The sequence below is a fragment of the Sinobaca sp. H24 genome (genome assembly GCF_023845525.1).
The window spans coordinates 16,249-34,384 of the sequence record NZ_JALBWT010000034.1; the positions used below are offsets into that span (position 1 = coordinate 16,249).

The window sequence follows — 18,136 nt, forward strand, 5'->3', positions numbered from 1 at the left end:
CGAAGCCATATAGGCCGCGGGATGGTTTTTTATTGGTTTATCGATTCAATATACGTTTTCAATACATGAACACCCTGCACTCCATCATTTAACGAGGTCCATTCGGCGGGATTGTGGCTGATCCCGTCTTTGCTCCGCACAAACAGCATCGCTGCTGGAATGTGGTGGCCGACAATCATGGCGTCATGGCCGGCACCGCTCGGTATTTCTACTGTTCGAAGACCGCATGCTTTTAGTGCATCCCCCAGCATCTGCTTTTCGTTGTCTGCAATCGGCACCGGCTTTACTTTTAATATCTGCTGCTGCTCACAGCCGATGTTGTAATGAGCTGCTGCTTTGTCAGCGGCCTCCATTATAAGCCGGACAACTTCATCTCTCGTTTCTTCCTCAATATCCCGAATATCCACCACCAGCTCCACCCGGCCCGGGATGACATTTGCTCCGTTTGGCAGTACTTTCAGTTTTCCAACAGTAGCCACGGCCGTTCCGCTCACTGTCCCGGGAATTTCCGGAACATTCCGTACAAACTCTCCGGCTGCCACAAGAGCATCCTTCCGCTCCCCCATAGGGGTATTTCCTGCATGACCAGCGCTTCCTGTAAAAGAAATTTCGAGCCAGCTAGGTCCGGCAATACCCGATACAATGCCAACCGGCAGATCTTCCTGTTCCAGCCTGGTTCCCTGTTCGATATGCACTTCTACGAAAGTTTCGATGTTAGAAAGGCTGCGTTTCGCCTGATAGAAGCCTTCTTCGGTCAGCCCTGTATCCTGAAGAACTTCCGCAAACCCTCTGCCGTCCTGGTCGGCCAGTCCGCTTTGAATCGATGGATCTATTTCTCCGGTCATGGCACGGCTGCCGGTTAACCCGTTATTAAACCGCGCCCCTTCTTCGTCTGTAAAAATCACAACTTCATAGCTTCGTTTCGGCTTATAGCCTGTTTCCTTCCAGGCCTCTGCCACTTCAAGCGACGAGAGAACACCGAGCGGGCCGTCAAAATGGCCGCCTTCCGGCACGCTGTCCACATGAGATCCGCTCAACACCGCAGGGAGATCCGGATCACTGCCTTCGAGGCGGCCGAATACATTGCCGGCCGAATCCTCTGTTACCGAGAGCCCGGCGTCCTTCATCCAGCCGATTACAAGGTCCTTCGCCTGCCGTTCTTCTTTGGAAAACCCAAGCCGGTAGCTGCCTCCGCTTTCTGTCAGCCCTATTTCAGAGAGAGCGTGCAGACGGGAAGCCATTCGCTCCCCATTTATGCCGTCATAGGAATGGTACGTGCTGTAATCTTTGAGAAGCGTTTCGTATAAATTCCAGTTGTCTCTGTGCATACACTCACCTGCTACTTTTGATTTTTGTAAATGGTTCCATCTTTCATGACAAAGCAGATATTCCCGCTCTGTTCCAGTGAGCGGATATTCTCAAGCGGATTTGTTCTGCTGATAATCACATCTGCGAGCTTTCCTGTTTCTACCGTACCTAATTCCTTTTCCCAACCGAGGCATTCAGCAGCGGTTTTTGTCGTAGCCGTGATGGCTTCCATTTCCGTCATGCCGATATCGCACATCAGCCCCAGCTCGCGGAGGTTGGTCCCATGTGCCATCACGCCGGCATCTGTTCCCATCGCAATTTTGACACCTGCTTTATATGCTTTGGCGATGCTTGCTTTGTGTGTTTCAAATACCTGTTTTGACTTTTCCACGGCATAAGGAGCCATTGAATCATCCGTTTCGCCGGCTTCGAGCACGGAGAGCGGCGCAAGCAGTGTCGGTACGAGAAACGTCCCGTTCTCCAGCATCAGCTCTATTACTTCATCATCAATATATATACCGTGCTCAATCGAATAAATACCGGCTCGGATTGCATTCTTAATACCCTCGGCTCCCTGGGCATGGGCCATAACCTTAATTCCTTTGCGGAAATGAGCTTCTTCTACCATCACTTCCAGCTCTTCCCGGGAAAACTGCGTAAATTCCGGGTGGTCGGTCGGGCTGGTCACGCCCCCCGTCGCATGAACTTTAATAACGTCTGCACCGGCACGGAGCATTTCCCGCACCGCCTTGCGTACTTCTTCTTTGCCGTCGCAGATGCCATTTGGCATACCGGGATAGGTCTGCGGTGTCGTATCTACGCCGGAATGGTTCCAGTTGTCGCCGTGGCCTCCGGTGATAGTGAGCGGATTAATACTTACCTGCATCCGCGGCCCTTCGACAAGTCCGTCCTTAACTGCTTTTTTCATTCCCACATCCGCAAAACCAGCGTCCCGGACCGAGGTAATGCCTGTATCAAGCGTCCGCTTTAAATAATGGATGCTTTCGTAAAACCGATAGGAAAATGGCGTTAAAATGGACTCCTGCACGTTTTTAATCTGCAGTGCCATGTGGACGTGGGTATCAATCAGCCCGGGAAGAATGTATTTCCCTTCCGCATCAATAACTGCCGCCTCTTCCGGTGCGGTGACATCTGTTCCTACTTTCTCAATATGATTGTCCTTGATTAATACCGATATATTCTGGACCGGATCTGCACCCGTTCCATCAATTAATGTTCCGTTTTTAATAAGCGTATATGTCATGTGTGATCCGCTCCTTTAGATAGTCTGAATAAGAATACTTGCAATAACAATCGAACCTACGGTGACTGACGTAAATCCGCCGATAAGCATGGGGGCAACGAGTTCGTTCATAATTCGTTTTTCTTCCGCCTCACTGCGGCCTACGCTCCGGCTTACTTCTTCCACGATTAAATAATCACCTGGAAAGCCATAAAGCGCCGTCAGAACAACTGGTATTGATTTTGTCGGCTTCCATTTAAACAATTTACCGCCGATTAAAGCACCTAGTACCAGGCCGGTTGTTCCAATTAGAATGATACAGAAAACGGGAAGAAGCGAAGCAACCACTTGATCCCAGGTTACGCCGACAAGGGAACTCACGACCACAACAATTAAAGCGACCATCGTAATACCCGAGCTGTTTGCTTTGTCCATCGTACGCTCCGGATAAAAACGAAGCGCGGCTCCTGTGACACCTATTGCAAGTGCCCAGATGCTGTTATTGATACCGGTGAGTCCGTCCAGCCACACGGCCAGAGCCCCGCCGATAAACAGGAGAAATAGTAGAAAGAAATTACTTTTCATATACTTTTCCGGAAACAGCATTTTTTTAGGCTGATCGGATGAAAGCGCACTTTCCTTGACTGCTTCATCGCCTTCTGATAAGTATTCTTCATTATAAATATCCTCACGAATCGTTTTTGCATATTTGCTCAGCAGCACCGATGTCAACGGCATGCCGACTAAATTTTGAAGCGTAAATACAACAACCGGTATAGCAGCAAGAGTGATAAGCCCTGCTTCCGCCAGTCCTTCCGATGTAACAATGTAGGCTATAATTCCGCCTGTCAGCGGCCCGGCCCCGGCAACTGCCGTACCGTAACCAAACAGCGGCGTAATAATTGCAAGCATGGACGCTACCGAAATGACCAGCCCGATAAACGTGATCGACACGGCTTTGTACTGCTTAATAATAATGGAAAGTGGAATCATCGTACCCAGATGAACAATAAGTACAGGCACAAGCATGCCGCCGAATGCTACCAGGTTGGATGCCTCTATATAGGATTCCGGCAGGATTCCTGTCTGGAGCAGTATGAAAACAGAAGCGACCACCACAAGCAGGGTGGGAATTTTTGCACGGGAAGATATAGAAAGCACTTCTCCGAGGGCAATGATGGCGATTAATATAACTGCAATAAAAATTGGCTCCATGTCGGTTCCTCCCTTTTAAGTCTGAATGTTAAAATTATAAGACAATTCAAATAAATATAAAATAGAGGTAACCAACAAACAATAATGCTAATGTTTGTCGATTACCTCTAACTCTTTATTTTGTATTTAAGTATTCCATAATATGAAGGCCCAGCTGTAATTCGAAAAGCTCCCGGCCGTCCAGTTTATCGGTGTGCAGCAGCTGATAGATCGACTGCAGGCGGTACTTGATCGTATTCACATGCACGTATAGTTTCTTTGCACTTGCTGCCATATTTTGATTGGACTCTACGTAAACTTTGAGCGTTTTCAGCAGTTCGGTCTCATGCTTTCTGTCATGTTCTGCCACCCGGCCGAGTACTTCATCTGCATAATCCTGGAGCTCCCCGCGCTCCATTTTTAAAAACAGCCGGTATGGACCGAGCTGCCGATACGTCATGAAGTCCCGGCCACCCTCTCCGGCCTGCAGGTACTGCACGCAGCGCCTCGCATCCTTGTAGGATAGATGAACGTCCTGTAGTTTATCGACGACCTGGCCAAAGCCGGCAAGACCTTTCAGCTGACATTCCTGACCGGCGTAGTGAATGATCGAAGAGAATAACGGTTCCAGCGAATCAAAAACAGTTTCTTCTGCCGAGGAAGCAGCCACCGTAAACATAAAGGTAACTTCCATATTCCGCTCGTATACGAGTGTTTTGATGGGAATGCTTTCCATCTCTCTATAAATAACACGCATCAATTGCTTTTTCTTTTCCCCGACTTCCTCAAAAGGAAGCAGCGGATCCCTGACATACAAATGTACGACTGCATAATGATGGCGGTCAAGCTCCGGAAAATTCAGCCGTGCCAGAGCGTCGGAGGAGAGCTCATTGTACGGCGCATGAATCAGCTGCTCGAGCACCACGCCGGAGTAATGAAAATCTTCTGCTAAAAAGCGGTCCCGCCGGTTCATTTCCATCGCAAAAATGGTGATCGCCTGTTCAATAGCAAATTGATCAAGCGGATCAAAGACGGTGTTTTTTTCAACAATTATTGCCAGCAGGCCGAGTACTAGTCCATCCGCCTGAATAGGCAGGAAGTACGTAAGATAGGTTTCCCCATTCAAGAATGCTTCGCTCGTTGATGTGCTGTTTCGGCTCAGGGCGTATTTCAACAGCGGATCAGCCTCGTCTTTGAGCGCTTCCGCTTTCTCCGCTGCCGCTTTTCCCGAGACCGCGAGAACATCGACACGTTCATTAAAGACAACCACTTCTTCTTCAATCAAGCCTGCGAGCGCTTTTGTGATGTCACCGAGCCCTCCTTTAGCCAGCGATACTTTGGAGAGTTCTTCGTGAATAAGCTTGGTCCGCTTGTTCTGCGAAAACAGACGCGCGTTTTCAACAGCAATCGAGGCCTGTCCGGCGAATGTTTCCAACAGCTGCAGATCTGATTCATCAAACTGCCTGTCTTTTTCAAAAATATCCACCGTCAGAACACCGAGGCATTCCTCTTCGGCAGACATAATCGGCACGCAGATCGCACTTACCGGATAGGCCATTTCTCCAAGAGACCTGGCATAATAGTGCTCCGAATTTCCGGTAAGATTTCCCATTCCCCGACTCGTATGATCGGGCGATGAGAAAATATTGCCCTTTTGGGAAACGAACGTTTTTCCGCTCATTCCTTCTCCCGGCGCGAGACGGACATGCTTGAGCTGCTCCATATCAAACCCTATGGCGCTTTGAGCATATAGCGTATTCGACCGGCTTTCATATAGAAACAAAACAGCGGCATTGGCGCCTCCGATCACATTCAGCACCTCTTTAATCAGCTGATGCAGCACTTCCGGCAGGTCTCTGGTGGAATTCAGGACTTTCACTGCATTAATAACGCTCATCAGCCGCTTTTCTGTTTCCATATGCATCTCTCCTTTTTTTGATCTATTTTATTAGTGTAGCAAAAAATGCTGCTCTCATCAGTGAGTTCCCTTCTGTAAAGATTCTTTTTAAAGAAAACGCAGAATTTATCGTCCAGCAGTTTTTGAAAGAAAATGAATTGATTGAACAATGAAAAAATCTCCTCTCCGGCTGATCCAGCTGAAGAGGAGATTTCTTTTTGACATTAACGTCCGGCGCCGGCTCGTTTGTTGTGCCTGTCGGCTTTACGGTAAGCATCGTAGATGGCATACACCCAGAAGATAAAGTAGGTAACGTAACCGATAAGAATAGTCATAAGAAGAATATTCACGGCTTGAATGGCAATCAGAATTAATCCTTTAAAAATCTGCCCATTATAAATCTGTCCTAAACCGGGTATTAAAAAACTTAATACGGCGGCAAGACCGGGACTTTTCATCATTTTCATCACACTGCCTTTTCTATTTATGATAACTGTTTATCTTTACCCTTTTTTTCATGCATTCACGCGTATTTTTGATAAATACGCCTTAGGACATAGAAAAACGCGCTTCTCTATTAGAGAAACGCGTTGATTGGTTAAATATTATCTTACTGCAGGCTATCTGTCAACAGCTGTTATTAAGATTCTCCGTAATAATAGTAATAACGCTGATCCATTCCTTTAACCTGGTTCAAAATGCAGCCAAGGACCGGAATCCCTGTTACTTCAAGCAGCTCTTTTGCCTTAATGGCGGAGTCTTTTTCGGTGTCACCGCTCTTAATGACAAGAATCGTACCGTCACAGTATTTAGAGATGACCTGTACATCTGTTACAGCAAGAACCGGCGGGGCATCAAATAAAATAATATCGTATTCTTTCTTTAGGTCGTTCACAAGATTTTCCATAGCCGTGGTGCCAAGAATTTCGGCAGGGTTCGGTGGAATTGGACCGCTCGGAAGGATATCCAGATCCGGTACCTCCGTTTTCTGAGTAAACGTGTGAAACGGCTCTTTATTAGCCAGAACGTTAATGAGGCCATTTGTGTTCGTACGGCGGAACGTATAGTGTACCGTCGGCTTCCGTAAATCGGCGTCGACCAGAATCGTTTTCTTTCCCTGCTGGGCCATCGTTACAGCGAGGTTGGCTACAGTAGTAGACTTCCCTTCACCCGGGCCTGCTGATGTAATCGCAATTGTCTGGACATTATTATCGACCGATGCATATTGAAGATTCGTTCGGATCGTCCGATACTGCTCGGCTACCGGCGACTTACTGTTAAACCAGGTAACCAGCTTACGACTGTTCTGCCCGGCTTGATCCTTCTTGCGTTTTGCCATTATACACACTCCTGCTATCTATTCTTTTATGTATCTTTGTTTTCAATGCTTCTAGTGTAACATATTGTCTTAAGGAGATTCGGCTTATTTATAAAGCCTCTTCTCCCGTGAAATAATCAGTAAGCGCCTGAGCCCACAGCTCGTGGCCTTCCACTGATGGATCACCGTTTTCTTCTAAGTACTGTTCTTCCAGCTCGGCATCTTCTGTATCCGGCCAGGCTTCCCAGTGATTAATGTAATTCAGGTTGTTTTCCCCGGCATCTGCCTGCAGAGCTTCCACCTGGTCAATGTAGTATCTTGCTTCATACACCGGCTGCGGCGGCTGGATGAACACAGCGGCTTCCGGGTTGGCAGCCTCTACCGTGTTTACGAAAGCATTCGTGTTAAAAAGCGTATCATCTACGCTTACCTTCCCATTATCATTAAGTACGAACGGTTCAAAAATAAGCACATCCGGCTCCAGTTCAGCAGCGGTCACATCTCCGTCTGCCGCCATTACTTCAAGCGACGTACTGTCGCCAAACGTAGAAGCCTGCACCGTGATATCCTCTGTTTCATAAAAGCTGCGCAGTTTTTCCTGAAGCAGGGCAGGAACGTTTTCTTCTGCCGACTCCAATGCTCCGGATCCGGATAAGACGATTGTAAGCTCTTCTCCTGCATCTATACTTTCCTGCAGCTTCTGTCCAAACTCCTCCTGCGTGCCTTCCGGCAGGCCATTAGAGGAAGTTGTTTCTGCACCGGATACTGATGATTCTTCTTCTGTATGTTCTTCGTCCGGCTGCACCGTCGAAGCAATTTTCTGGTCATAGTGAATTTTTCCATATACCATTACAGCTATAAATACGATAATTAATGTTGCAAAACCAATTTTTTTCATACTTACGCCCCAATTTTTCATAATAATGAAACTGCCACTCTTCCTATCTTACCTAAAAAAATGGCAAATTCAAAGAACTATATATAGAACAAAGAGAACATTTCTTTTTTGATCCATAAAAACGAACGTGCGTTTGTTTTCTAAACGCAGACTCTATATAATGAAAGAAACGGAAATGAGGAAAAGGATGACAGATCATGGATAACTCCCCTATTCGAAAAATAATTCATATAGATATGGATGCTTTTTATGCCTCCATCGAACAGCGGGATCGTCCGGAGCTGCGGGGGAAACCGGTTATTGTAGGCGGAAGCCCTCATTCCAGGGGGGTGGTAGCCACCTGTTCCTATGAAGCCCGACCTTTTGGCATTCATTCTGCCATGGCTTCCCACGAAGCATATAAACGCTGTCCACAGGCTGTATTTGTCCGGGGAAATATGCAGAAATACCGGGAGGTTTCTAAAGAAATCATGGATATTTTTTATGAAATAACCGACCTGGTCGAACCGCTTTCCCTCGACGAAGCCTATTTGGATGTGACGGAAAACAAGCTCGGCTATCCTTCCGCCACGTATGTAGCAAGAGAAATAAGAAAAAGAATTAAAGAAAAAACCGGGCTTAACGCTTCCGCCGGCGTATCCTATAATAAATTCCTCGCAAAAATCGCTTCCGATTATGAAAAGCCGGACGGCCTGACCGTCGTAACTCCTGATAAAGCTTCGGCCTTTATCCACGAGCTTCCTATCGGCGATTTTCGAGGGGTGGGAAAGTCTACGAAGGAAACCTTCCTGGAAATGGGCGTCCACACCGGTGCTGACCTTTTAAAATGGAGCGAAGAGGACCTGGTTCGTGTTTTTCATAAACGCGGCCATACCTTTTACAATAATTCCAGGGGGATCGACGAAAGGGAAGTCAATCCCTACCGGGAGCGCAAATCTATGGGACGCGAAACGACGCTTCCGCATAACATCAGCGAATATGAGGATATGCTTCCGATCGTAAAAGATCTTCTGCAGGAGGTTCTCAGCCGTCTGCAGACGGATCAAATCCGCGTGAAGTGTGTTGTGTTGAAAGTGAAATTTTATGATTTCAAGCAGATTACCAGGCGTACGACGCTTGATGAGCCGACCGATGACCAGGAAATTCTGCTTGCTGCGCTCGGGGCGCAGCTGGAACATATCGCATCACTAGGGCGCGAGGTCCGGCTGCTCGGCGTCACCACTTCTGATTTCCATGGAGCCGGCGACGCATCCGGCGGCAGAGGCAAAGTGTATAAAACCACACGCTACGAACAGCTCCGGTTGTTTTAATAAAATAGAATTGTCCTAAAAGCAGACTATCTTAATAAAGACAGCAATAGTGTGTAACACGAACTATTTCCAGGCGGAGGCTTTCGGCAGGCCACGCCTGATCTTTTTTATCCCTTCGATTTAACTTATGTTCAAAATAAGAACTATCTCGGCCACCTAAAAATACCCTTGCATCCTTTAGAAAGGATGCAAGGGTATTTGGCTTCTATTAGTGGTGCTGAAACTTGTAATGAAATGTACAAAATAAGCGGCGGGACAGCTAACCTTCTTTATCCGCCGATCTGCCACGGCCGGGAAACCGGCGGGCGCTTTTTTCGTATCGGTGTACCGGCCGGCTCCCCTTTTTTTCGAAGGGTCGGTTCGGCACCGCTGTCGATTTTCTGCTTTACAGTGCTGTTCATTTTATAAACGGACGGCGCAAAGAACAGACGCTTCGCTTCGCCGCCGCAGGCAGGACAGACCGCACGGCTTTTATCACCTTTTGTTGAGGAGTGAAACTCATCGAATCTGTCTCCTTCCCCGCATTCAAATGTGTATACAGGCACAGGCTTTCCCTCCTTATTCTGTCGGATCCATCGACTTATCGAAGATGGCCTTAGGAATGGACACGGTGCAGCAGGCGTTTGGAATATCAACGATACCCGCAATATGGCCCTCCACCGGTGCGGTTCCAAGCAGCATATACGCCTGTTCGGCGGTATATCCTTTCGTTTTTAAATAGTCAATCGCATTCAGGCAGGCGTTTTGATAGGCAATGTTGGAATCCAGATAGCTTTGCTTTCCGTTTGATTCATTAACGGAGATACCTTCAAATACAAGATATTCGCTGTACTGCGGATCCATCGGTCCCGGCTGGAACACCGGATTTTTCTGAATATGATTTTTCTCCATGCCGCCTTTAATAACTTCTACATGAAGATCAATCCAGCCCGGCATTTCGATACCGCCGCAGAATGTAATCTCTCCATCTCCCTGTGAAAAATGAAGATCACCGACGGAAAGCTTTGCTCCATCCACAAAGACCGGAAAATATATTCTTGAGCCGAGCGAAAGGTTCTTAATATCACAGTTTCCGCCGTTCTCCCGGGGCGGCACGGTTCTGGCCCCTTCTTTCGCTACTTTGTCGAAAGCTTCTCCTTTTAACGTTCCTAATACAACGCTGTCCTTATCAGGTAGGTTCGCAAGCGGCGGAACCCGCTGCGGATCCGTGTTCACGAGCTCTTCTTCCCGCCTGTTCCATTCTGCCAGCAGCTCATGCGACGGTGCCACCCCGATCAGTCCGGGGTGAATAATACCCGCAAACTTCACTCCTGGAATGTGCCGGGAGGTCGTGTAGATACCGTGAAAATCCCAAATTGATTTCTGGGCTTCCGGAAAATGCTCGACCAGGAAACTTCCCCCGTTTTCTTTAGCAAATACGCCGTTGAATCCCCATTCCTGCTCCTGCAGGGCTCCTACATTAAGTATGTCGACAACAAGCAGATCCCCCGGTTCTACTCCGTTCACATGAACCGGACCGCTCAGCACGTGTACCCGGTTCAGATTCACGTCGCGGATATCGGACGGATCGTCATTATTTTTCACCTGGCCGTCCGTCCAGTCCAGACACTCCATTCGAAACGACTGGCCGGGATCGACAGAAAACGCTGCAGGAATGTCCGGATGCCACCTGTTGTGACCGGGGATATCCTGCTGATCCATTGATTTTGACAAATCCACTTTAAATAATTTCTCGGGCATGAATAATTCCTCCTTTTGCATAGTTTAGATATTATTCCCTTAAACCATTCTATTATATCAGAAAAATCAGAATTTTTATGGGAGATAATCTGCGATAGGATCAGAAAAAAAAGACAAAGAATGCGAAATATATTATAGGGGCGCTTTCCGCTGGCCATGCTTCAGCTAAAGAGGAAAAGAACGTCCTCTTTAACTTCTCCTATGGCTGGTCAGCAGGAGTCGCCCCTTTTTTTATTTTTTCTTTTTAAAAATGTTTGAAAAGCATACGAGTTCATGTATAGATATACAAAAGTAATCGTTTCTTTACCATTTAAAAAGAAGCAGAAAGGATATCTTTTCTGCTCTCTTCTATAATAATTAGGTTTCTCTTCTATTTTCTTTCATTTCCCGCCAGGCAGAGGCTTTCTCCACAAAGCGTGCAGGTATCGATGGATTCGAGCCAAAATGCAGGTGAGTATAACCGGCTGTAATATGATCGGTATAGTACCCCTCCTGCTTGGTGCCTCTCATTGCTTTTACCTCATGATGAGGAGGCCAGTCTGCTTTTTCCTGTGCAGTAGAATAATGAAATTCATGACCTTTCGCTGTAGCACCCCGTTTCATAATAACGGAATCATCCAGAGCGGTTATCTCCCGATAACCAAGGGACGCAAGTTTTGTCTGCATCGCAACATCCACCGGGATAATACCGATCATGTCATGCGCTTTACCGTCGGTCGTCGTCAGCGTGTCCGCCAAATACATATAGCCTCCGCATTCTGCATAAACAGGAAGTTTTTCTTCTAACGCTTTCCGGATCGATGTTTTTGTCTGCTGATTCCCAGCTAATTCTTCTGCAAACTCCTCCGGGAAGCCGCCGCCTATATAAAGTCCGTCTGCACGGGGCGGCAGTGGTTCGTTTTCAAGCGGCTTAAAATACGCAAGCTCTGCTCCGCTTTCTTCCAGCATCTCCAGATTTTCCGGGTAATAAAAATTAAACGCCGCATCATATGCCACGGCAATAACCGCCTTATACTGCGCTTCCAGAGGGGTTCGGACCGGCCATACTCTATCAGGAGCGGAAGCTGCAATATCATAAAGCATATCCAGGTCAATCCGCTCTGCCATCACCGTACCAAGTTCTTCAAAAAAGCTGTCCAGCTCGCCCCGTTCAATCGCAGGGATCAGTCCTAAGTGACGCTCAGGGATGGAGGGGACATCTCCTTTCAATAGAAAACCGACAACCGGCACGCCGCACTCCTGCTCAATTGCCGTCTGGCAGAGGCCGGCATGACCCTCACTTCCTGCCATATTGAGCAGGACGCCTGCAATGTTGGAGTCAGACAGCGACTGAAACCCTTTAACGATCGCTGCCGCGCTTCTTGCCATACTTGAAATATTAACGACCAAAATGACCGGTGCTTCCAGCATCTGACTGATTTCCGCGGTACTGCCGTGGTCAGATGTCGGACTTTTTCCGTCATACATGCCCATAACCCCTTCAATCACTGAAATATCTGCATCCCCGCTGCCGCGGCGGAACACATCTTTCATCCCCTCTTCACCGAGCATCCAGCTGTCCGTGTTTCTCGACGCCCGGCCGGTTACGGCTGTATGATAGCTCGGATCAATATAATCAGGCCCGCACTTAAATCCCTGTGCCTGCATCCCTTTATTTTTAAAAGCCTGGAGCAAACCAACGGTAACGGTCGTTTTACCGCTGCCGCTTCCCGTTCCAGCGATCACGATTCTTGGATTCATGCCATCACGTCCTTTTTATAAGATCTGTTTGAAGCCTTGCTACCCTGTATATAAAAGCAATAACAGCATCGTTGTCAACCAACATTATTCCAATACAACTCTGCGTGACTTTCTTTTTTCACTGCTTTATACTTCTCTACAGGTGATGCAGACATGTTGGATACACGATATATTTGGGGACTGGCGGCGATCAGCTGGTGTCTTATGATTGCGATAGCTACACGCTTGACTATTTTTACAGGGAGCTCTACAGAACGGATGTTTACCAATCCGTTTCTCGATGCAGCGGTAGTGAATTTTTTTCTTAGAAAATCCGTGCATCTGGCGGCGTTCGGACTTCTTGCCATTCTATGCTGGATGGCGCTGCGCGGAGCCTCGTTTCGTTTTATCAAAGCTTGGGCTTTAGCTTCCGGGTACGGATTGATTGATGAATGGCATCAGTCTTTTATGCCGGAACGAACCGCTTTATTTACCGATGTCCTGATTAATGCTGCAGGAGCAGCCCTGGCTTTGCTTGCTGTATGGGCAGCCCTATTTTTTCTTCGAAAACGCAGCAAAAAACGGCCGTTTGCATAACAGCCGTTAGTGGGTACATAGAAAAGGGTATGTGAGAAAGTGGACTTTGAATAAAAAGCATTATATACTGAGTCATTCCAGCTTAAAAAAGAGGAGGCACTTATTATGGCTATGGTACGATGGCACTGGCTGTTAATTGGTGCAGCTCTTGTCATAGCATTATATGCACTGACATCTTCTTCGGCCGCTACGTCTTACAGCACAGAGCGTATTTTGTCCATTATTCCACTCGTTCCCGGCGGAACCGTTGAATTTCGTCGTCCGTAAAACCGCTCACGTTATGGTTTTCAGCGGCATTGCACTTATTTTATGGAGAACGTTCTCTAAATCGAAATGGTCCTATGTGATCGGCTGGGCCGGAGCAAGCTTTATCGGACTGCTCGATGAGGTGCATCAATTCTTCGTCGATGGACGCAGTGCTGCGGTCAGCGATGTCATTCTAAACTCTACTGCTGCAGCTTTGACTCTGTTCATTGCTTTTACGGCCGTTCAGGTGATTCATTTTGTTAACTGGCTTCGATAAGAATAGTCCCAGATTTTAAAGCAGGATTTCCTGCTTTTTTTTTGTTCCGCAAACTGTTCAGGGCTCATGATAGTCACCGGTGTTCCCTCTTCAGGAAAAAATAAATGCTGTGCCCCTGCATTATCAAGATCATGTACGACTACGTATTCAAATGATTTCGCTTCATTAAATTCCCCAAGATAAATTTCTTTTACTGCCGGTGAATCACAGATATGTTTCATTTCTCCCCATTTTGTAAAACGCCATACGAGACGCTGCATATCCTCAAAATATTCGTGGTCCTTATTGGCCCGGTACATAATGGTATTCCCTGCGTCTCTTGTAAGCAGAAAATTTTCATTTGTTAAACGTATTAATTCTACTCTCACCGCATTGGCGGAGTCATTAAATTCTTTAGCCAGCTGGCGCAGGTAGGCTTCGTTATCTTCTATGACAAAAAATTTAAGAAGCAGACGCAGTCTGGTTTTAGAAGTGATGAGATGTCTTAGCATAGCAGGCCCCTTTTTTATATACTAACCGTTTCGTATTGTCTTATTTTATATCGGCAGGGCAGCCCTGTTTTCCAGCTTTTTAGTTAAAAAATGTCAATAACATTTCACAAATATACAAAAAGACCCCTCACAGAGAGGGGCCGGATTGTTCGAGTGTATCGTTTCAGAAGTTATTTCCTTTCACACTTACCGCCTCAATCATCCTGTGGAAGCGGGTAGGAATCAGTCAGACCGGCGTAGTCTCCAGCCAGGCGTCCGAGCGGTTTCCAATAATCAATATCTGTTTTGTAGTTGCCTGCATACACATCTTTGTTCATACGAACATGCTTGACTTCCCCCAGCACCAGATGGTCGCCGCCTACAGGAATAATCTGCGACAGCCTGCACTCAAATGCGATCGGAGATTCTTTCACGGACGGCACGCCGATCACCCGGGAAGGCTCTTTGGTTAATCCAGTCAGTTCAAATTCATCGACGGAAGGCTCTACGCTTTTTGAAGAGTTATGCATTTTGCTGCCGAGGCTTTCCGGTACAATATTAATAACATACTCCTCTGTCGCGAGTATGTTCTCCAGCGTATCTTTCGTTGTTCCTTCCCGTTCATTAACGCCGGGCCCGATCGACACGAGAAGTGTAGGCGGATTTCTCGAAGCCACCGTGAAAAAGCTGAACGGAGCCAGGTTAAGCACTCCTTCTTTATCTTTTGAGCTGATCCAGGCAATCGGCCTTGGTACAACAGAACCTATTAACAGCTTATACATATCTTTTTCATTTAACTCTTCCGGTACAAACGATAACGCATCATGACTGGGCATGGGCTTCGTCCTTTCTTGTTGAAATATGAAGGTATATAAACAAACATCCTATCAATCCAAGCAGACCTGCCAGACTGTACCATCCGGCCGTAAATGCGCCGGTGATGTCTGTAACGAGGCCAAACAACGGCGGGCCGAGAATGACCCCCCACGAGCCGACGCTTATGCTGAAGCCGCTGGCAAGTCCTGCTTCCTTAGCCGGCACAAGTTCTGTTGCTGCATTCATCCACAGGCCGTTAAAGCCGGACACGCAGCTGCCGAAGAAAAAGGCAAGAACCGCCATTGCAAAAAAAGAGGTCCCGGGAGAAAATCCTGCCATTACAACAGAACAAACGGCAGACACGACTGCAATAATACTTAAAATAATCAAGCGGTTGCCGTTGAATAATCGATCGCTGACTGTTCCCCAGCCAATACGCCCGATAGACCCCGCAATCTCTGAAACAACAAGCAGCAGTCCTGCTTGATAAATCGGCAGCCCGATCACTTGAATCGCATAAATAATCATATACGTATTCAGGCACATCTGAGCTCCGTTAATTCCCATCGCGCCTCCACTCATCAGCAGAAGCGGACGATTGCGGCTCATCGCTTTCAGCCGCTTGAATGTTTCTCCCTTTTCGGGCGGGGTGCTGCGGATTTCTGTTGCTTCTGCCGTATCCCGGTACTTCCAGAAGCTGAGCAGTCCGGCTCCAATTAAAAGCAGAGCTGCAAGCATAACGACCGGACGCCAGCCGTACCAGCCGGCGAGCGGAACGAGCAGAAGCGCTGCCAGCCCTGAGCCCGCCGTTACACCCATTTGTTTAATCCCCATCGCGGTTCCCCGGCTTTTATGCTCAAACCAGTAGATAATGCCGCGATTGGAAGTCGGGTGCATCGCTCCATAGCCGAAACCGCCAATGACAATAAGCAGCAGAAGCATGGTAAAATTGGTCGTCATTGAGGCTAAAAACAGACTGATACCAAGGCACAAGGATAATGCCAGCAGCAGCGGTCTTGTGCCGGTCCTATCTACATAAATCCCGGCCGGTATAGCAGCCGCAAACTGCCCGAAAAACAATGCCGCCGGCAGCATGCCGATCTGAGCGTTTGTCAGAGTCAGGCTTTCACCTATAAAGACCCCAAGCGGCGACAGACTTCTTCCTACAAAAGCAACCAGAATCTGCGCGAAAAGGAGCCATCCAAGCATGATCCACGGCTTTTTTCCGGTTAGTTCATTTGGTGCGTTAGTAAACGATGGTAATGTCATTAACAGGACCTTCTTTGCAGCAGTTTAAAAGCAGAAAGGCTCTATCCTAATGAACCTGTTTTTTCATTATACTTTATTTCCTCCAGTTTCATCGAGCTTCTTTCTTCCGCTTCCATCTGTGTTGCCCGGCTGGCCGGTATAAGAAGAGATCCGACCGTGCAGATAAAGAAGTTAGCCGCAAGCCCTATGACCCCGCCGTGTATGCCTAAAAAGGTGCTGTTTCCTGTGAGTGTCATCGCCGCTGCAATAATGGCGCCGACGAGCATACCCCAGAAAACCGGAACAGCGGCGAGTCTTTTCCAGTAAAGACCCAGCACAAAAGCCGGGAAAACCTGCACAAGCAATTCAAATTTCAAGACAAAAATCTGGTACAGCGTGCCGGGCGGATTCCATGCAATCCACAGAAGCAGGGCAATAACACCTATTCCCGCAAATTTTCCAACCTTTACTTTTTTCTTTTCCGGCGCATCAGGATTAATATATTTACCGTAAATATCATTGGAGACCATCGATGAAAAGCTGAGAAGCGCCGAGTCTGCGGTCGAAACAATCGCAGCGACGATACCGCCGAATAATATAACCATGGTCCAATAGTAAAAACCGTTTATCGCAGCTACTTCGTTGGCCATTAAACCAATAAGTTGTTCAGAAGCCGCTGTATCCAGATTAGGAAACAGCTGAATGCCGATAATACCGATAATAAGTACAAAACCTGTCGTAATCGGCGGCATTAATGCAATCCTGGATAAAGAGCGTTTTAAAGTTCTCTCGCTCTGTGACGAATAAATCCGCTGTACCGCATGCGGATAAATCGCGGCCCCAAATCCGACGAGCAGAATCATACTAAGCCAGTTCACCGAGGTAATCGTATCAGGAACGCCTATTTTCTCGGGTGCCGTGGCTGCAATATCTGATGTAAGACTTGTAAAACCGCCGCCTGTCAGCGTCAACGCCCCGACGAGCAGCACGATAATGCCGATCATTAATACGATGCCCTGCATAACATCCGTAAATGCGACGGCCTTCATTCCGCCGAGCCATTCGTAGGTCAACATAACAAATACAAAGCCGATAACGGCATATTCATAAGGAATCGTTCCCCCTGTAAGACCGGACGCGGCCTGCCCTATCGCAACAAGCTGCTCGAGCAGGTAATTTCCCAATCCCCAAAGCATCAATATAATAGCAAGAATTGTCACTGCCTTATTGCGGAAGCGGTACGTCACCCAATCGGTGGGCGTAACAAAATTAGCCCGCTTGGAAATCGCATACAGCCTTGGTGCAAACATCAGGTAAACCCCGACAATGATCGTCATAAACGGGATAGACTGCAGCCAGGAAAACCCTTCCCGGTAAGCATTCGGTGCGTACCCAACAACGGTATTACCACTGTACTGCGTCGCGTATAAAGTAAAAAATAAAGCAATAATACCAAGATTTTTACCAGCCAGGTAGTAATCACTCAACGATTCATTTAACTTTTTTCCACGTCCGGCAAGATAGCCGACAACAAGCATAATAACAGCATAGACCACAAGAATAATAATTCCATCTGCTCCTGAAAACGTCAGATTCATTTACGTCCGCTCCTCTCCCTGCCTTCCTCTTCCAAATCCTCTACGATGTCCCATTCATGCAGACAGAGCCAGCTCAAAAAACCGCAGAGTATAAGGGAAAGAGCGGTGGAAATCAGCACCCAGTAGGGCACTCCCAGTATATATGGTTCCATGCTTCCTACCGGCAGGTACCAGGGCGCATTAAACACCACAAGCAGCCCCATCGTAATCCAGATCCACGGCTTGCGGATCGGCTCTTTCACTTTCTTTTGCATCTT

Annotated in this window: 19 protein-coding genes; 4 read left to right on the forward strand and 15 right to left on the reverse strand. The window is 47.4% G+C overall.

The features are described 5' to 3' along the window. Window positions 1-29: 29 nt before the first annotated feature. From MMY81_RS26745 to MMY81_RS26775, 7 genes are all read right to left on the reverse strand, one after another. Complete coding sequence (locus MMY81_RS26745) at window positions 30-1,328, reverse strand: Zn-dependent hydrolase (RefSeq protein WP_252315179.1); 1,299 nt, start codon at window positions 1,326-1,328, stop codon at window positions 30-32. Between the two features lie 11 nt (window positions 1,329-1,339). Further along, complete coding sequence (locus MMY81_RS26750; RefSeq protein WP_252315180.1) at window positions 1,340-2,572, reverse strand: metal-dependent hydrolase family protein; 1,233 nt, start codon at window positions 2,570-2,572, stop codon at window positions 1,340-1,342. 15 nt (window positions 2,573-2,587) lie between these two features. Beyond that, window positions 2,588-3,766 carry a hypothetical protein gene (locus MMY81_RS26755; protein ID WP_252315181.1) on the reverse strand — a complete coding sequence of 393 codons (1,179 nt, stop codon included), beginning with the start codon at window positions 3,764-3,766 and terminating at the stop codon, window positions 2,588-2,590. A 115-nt stretch (window positions 3,767-3,881) separates the two neighbouring features. Then, entirely contained in the window at window positions 3,882-5,663 is a 1,782-nt protein-coding gene (locus MMY81_RS26760; protein WP_252315182.1) for a helix-turn-helix domain-containing protein, read from the reverse strand. A 203-nt stretch (window positions 5,664-5,866) separates the two neighbouring features. Continuing rightward, complete coding sequence (locus MMY81_RS26765; protein ID WP_308215497.1) at window positions 5,867-6,109, reverse strand: DUF5683 domain-containing protein; 243 nt, start codon at window positions 6,107-6,109, stop codon at window positions 5,867-5,869. Window positions 6,110-6,282: 173 nt separating this feature from the next. Continuing rightward, window positions 6,283-6,981 carry a CpsD/CapB family tyrosine-protein kinase gene (locus tag MMY81_RS26770; protein WP_252315183.1) on the reverse strand — a complete coding sequence of 233 codons (699 nt, stop codon included), beginning with the start codon at window positions 6,979-6,981 and terminating at the stop codon, window positions 6,283-6,285. An 88-nt stretch (window positions 6,982-7,069) separates the two neighbouring features. Then, window positions 7,070-7,858: an SGNH/GDSL hydrolase family protein gene (locus tag MMY81_RS26775; RefSeq protein ID WP_252315184.1), complete on the reverse strand. Its 789-nt coding sequence runs from the start codon at window positions 7,856-7,858 to the stop codon at window positions 7,070-7,072. Between the two features lie 197 nt (window positions 7,859-8,055). On the opposite strand from MMY81_RS26775, the gene dinB reads away from it, so the two are divergent. Beyond that, window positions 8,056-9,168, forward strand: coding sequence for a DNA polymerase IV (gene dinB, locus MMY81_RS26780; RefSeq protein ID WP_252315185.1), 1,113 nt, complete (start codon window positions 8,056-8,058; stop codon window positions 9,166-9,168). Window positions 9,169-9,437: 269 nt separating this feature from the next. Here the strand turns inward: dinB and MMY81_RS26785 are convergent, their stop codons facing one another. From MMY81_RS26785 to MMY81_RS26795, 3 genes are all read right to left on the reverse strand, one after another. Then, on the reverse strand, window positions 9,438-9,713 hold the full coding sequence (locus tag MMY81_RS26785) for an FmdB family zinc ribbon protein (protein WP_252315186.1): 276 nt from the start codon (window positions 9,711-9,713) through the stop codon (window positions 9,438-9,440). A 13-nt stretch (window positions 9,714-9,726) separates the two neighbouring features. After that, the gene (gene fmdA / locus MMY81_RS26790; protein WP_252315187.1) at window positions 9,727-10,908 is read right to left on the reverse strand and encodes a formamidase; all 1,182 of its coding nucleotides are present in this window, start codon (window positions 10,906-10,908) and stop codon (window positions 9,727-9,729) included. A gap of 357 nt (window positions 10,909-11,265) precedes the next feature. Further along, entirely contained in the window at window positions 11,266-12,648 is a 1,383-nt protein-coding gene (locus tag MMY81_RS26795; protein WP_252315188.1) for a cobyrinic acid a,c-diamide synthase CobB, read from the reverse strand. Between the two features lie 153 nt (window positions 12,649-12,801). Here MMY81_RS26795 and MMY81_RS26800 point away from each other — a divergent pair, with 153 nt between their 5' ends. The 3 genes from MMY81_RS26800 to MMY81_RS26810 all read left to right on the forward strand — a co-directional run bounded on the left by MMY81_RS26800 (window position 12,802) and on the right by MMY81_RS26810 (window position 13,747). Further along, window positions 12,802-13,224 carry a VanZ family protein gene (locus MMY81_RS26800; RefSeq protein ID WP_252315189.1) on the forward strand — a complete coding sequence of 141 codons (423 nt, stop codon included), beginning with the start codon at window positions 12,802-12,804 and terminating at the stop codon, window positions 13,222-13,224. 105 nt (window positions 13,225-13,329) lie between these two features. Beyond that, complete coding sequence (locus MMY81_RS26805) at window positions 13,330-13,491, forward strand: hypothetical protein (protein WP_252315190.1); 162 nt, start codon at window positions 13,330-13,332, stop codon at window positions 13,489-13,491. Further along, complete coding sequence (locus tag MMY81_RS26810; RefSeq protein ID WP_252315191.1) at window positions 13,472-13,747, forward strand: VanZ family protein; 276 nt, start codon at window positions 13,472-13,474, stop codon at window positions 13,745-13,747. Before MMY81_RS26805 ends, MMY81_RS26810 begins: the two co-directional genes overlap by 20 nt. Here MMY81_RS26810 and MMY81_RS26815 read toward each other — a convergent pair. From MMY81_RS26815 to MMY81_RS26835, 5 genes are all read right to left on the reverse strand, one after another. Further along, the gene (locus MMY81_RS26815; protein WP_252315192.1) at window positions 13,723-14,238 is read right to left on the reverse strand and encodes a winged helix-turn-helix domain-containing protein; all 516 of its coding nucleotides are present in this window, start codon (window positions 14,236-14,238) and stop codon (window positions 13,723-13,725) included. The genes MMY81_RS26810 and MMY81_RS26815 overlap by 25 nt on opposite strands. Before the next feature lie 194 nt (window positions 14,239-14,432). Continuing rightward, window positions 14,433-15,053: a flavin reductase family protein gene (locus tag MMY81_RS26820; protein WP_252315193.1), complete on the reverse strand. Its 621-nt coding sequence runs from the start codon at window positions 15,051-15,053 to the stop codon at window positions 14,433-14,435. After that, complete coding sequence (locus MMY81_RS26825) at window positions 15,040-16,302, reverse strand: MFS transporter (protein ID WP_252315194.1); 1,263 nt, start codon at window positions 16,300-16,302, stop codon at window positions 15,040-15,042. The genes MMY81_RS26820 and MMY81_RS26825 overlap by 14 nt, the downstream gene beginning before the upstream one ends. A 41-nt stretch (window positions 16,303-16,343) precedes the next feature. After that, the gene (locus MMY81_RS26830; RefSeq protein WP_252315195.1) at window positions 16,344-17,879 is read right to left on the reverse strand and encodes a sodium:solute symporter family protein; all 1,536 of its coding nucleotides are present in this window, start codon (window positions 17,877-17,879) and stop codon (window positions 16,344-16,346) included. After that, window positions 17,876-18,133 (reverse strand): hypothetical protein, encoded by a 258-nt coding sequence (locus tag MMY81_RS26835; protein WP_252315196.1) that lies wholly within the window; start codon window positions 18,131-18,133, stop codon window positions 17,876-17,878. Before MMY81_RS26835 ends, MMY81_RS26830 begins: the two co-directional genes overlap by 4 nt. Window positions 18,134-18,136 lie beyond the last annotated feature (3 nt).

Bases quoted from the DNA above. Each gene is read 5' to 3' on its own strand.
- dinB (WP_252315185.1), top strand. From the start codon at position 8,056: ATGGATAACTCCCCTATTCGAAAAATAATTCATATAGATATGGATGCT.
- MMY81_RS26745 (WP_252315179.1), bottom strand. From the start codon at position 1,328: ATGCACAGAGACAACTGGAATTTATACGAAACGCTTCTCAAAGATTAC.
- fmdA (WP_252315187.1), bottom strand. From the start codon at position 10,908: ATGCCCGAGAAATTATTTAAAGTGGATTTGTCAAAATCAATGGATCAG.
- MMY81_RS26825 (WP_252315194.1), bottom strand. From the start codon at position 16,302: ATGACATTACCATCGTTTACTAACGCACCAAATGAACTAACCGGAAAA.
- MMY81_RS26805 (WP_252315190.1), top strand. From the start codon at position 13,330: ATGGCTATGGTACGATGGCACTGGCTGTTAATTGGTGCAGCTCTTGTC.
- MMY81_RS26820 (WP_252315193.1), bottom strand. From the start codon at position 15,053: ATGCCCAGTCATGATGCGTTATCGTTTGTACCGGAAGAGTTAAATGAA.
- MMY81_RS26770 (WP_252315183.1), bottom strand. From the start codon at position 6,981: ATGGCAAAACGCAAGAAGGATCAAGCCGGGCAGAACAGTCGTAAGCTG.
- MMY81_RS26815 (WP_252315192.1), bottom strand. From the start codon at position 14,238: ATGCTAAGACATCTCATCACTTCTAAAACCAGACTGCGTCTGCTTCTT.
- MMY81_RS26760 (WP_252315182.1), bottom strand. From the start codon at position 5,663: ATGGAAACAGAAAAGCGGCTGATGAGCGTTATTAATGCAGTGAAAGTC.
- MMY81_RS26775 (WP_252315184.1), bottom strand. From the start codon at position 7,858: ATGAAAAAAATTGGTTTTGCAACATTAATTATCGTATTTATAGCTGTA.
- MMY81_RS26800 (WP_252315189.1), top strand. From the start codon at position 12,802: ATGTTGGATACACGATATATTTGGGGACTGGCGGCGATCAGCTGGTGT.
- MMY81_RS26830 (WP_252315195.1), bottom strand. From the start codon at position 17,879: ATGAATCTGACGTTTTCAGGAGCAGATGGAATTATTATTCTTGTGGTC.
- MMY81_RS26750 (WP_252315180.1), bottom strand. From the start codon at position 2,572: ATGACATATACGCTTATTAAAAACGGAACATTAATTGATGGAACGGGT.
- MMY81_RS26765 (WP_308215497.1), bottom strand. From the start codon at position 6,109: ATGAAAATGATGAAAAGTCCCGGTCTTGCCGCCGTATTAAGTTTTTTA.
- MMY81_RS26835 (WP_252315196.1), bottom strand. From the start codon at position 18,133: ATGCAAAAGAAAGTGAAAGAGCCGATCCGCAAGCCGTGGATCTGGATT.
- MMY81_RS26795 (WP_252315188.1), bottom strand. From the start codon at position 12,648: ATGAATCCAAGAATCGTGATCGCTGGAACGGGAAGCGGCAGCGGTAAA.
- MMY81_RS26755 (WP_252315181.1), bottom strand. From the start codon at position 3,766: ATGGAGCCAATTTTTATTGCAGTTATATTAATCGCCATCATTGCCCTC.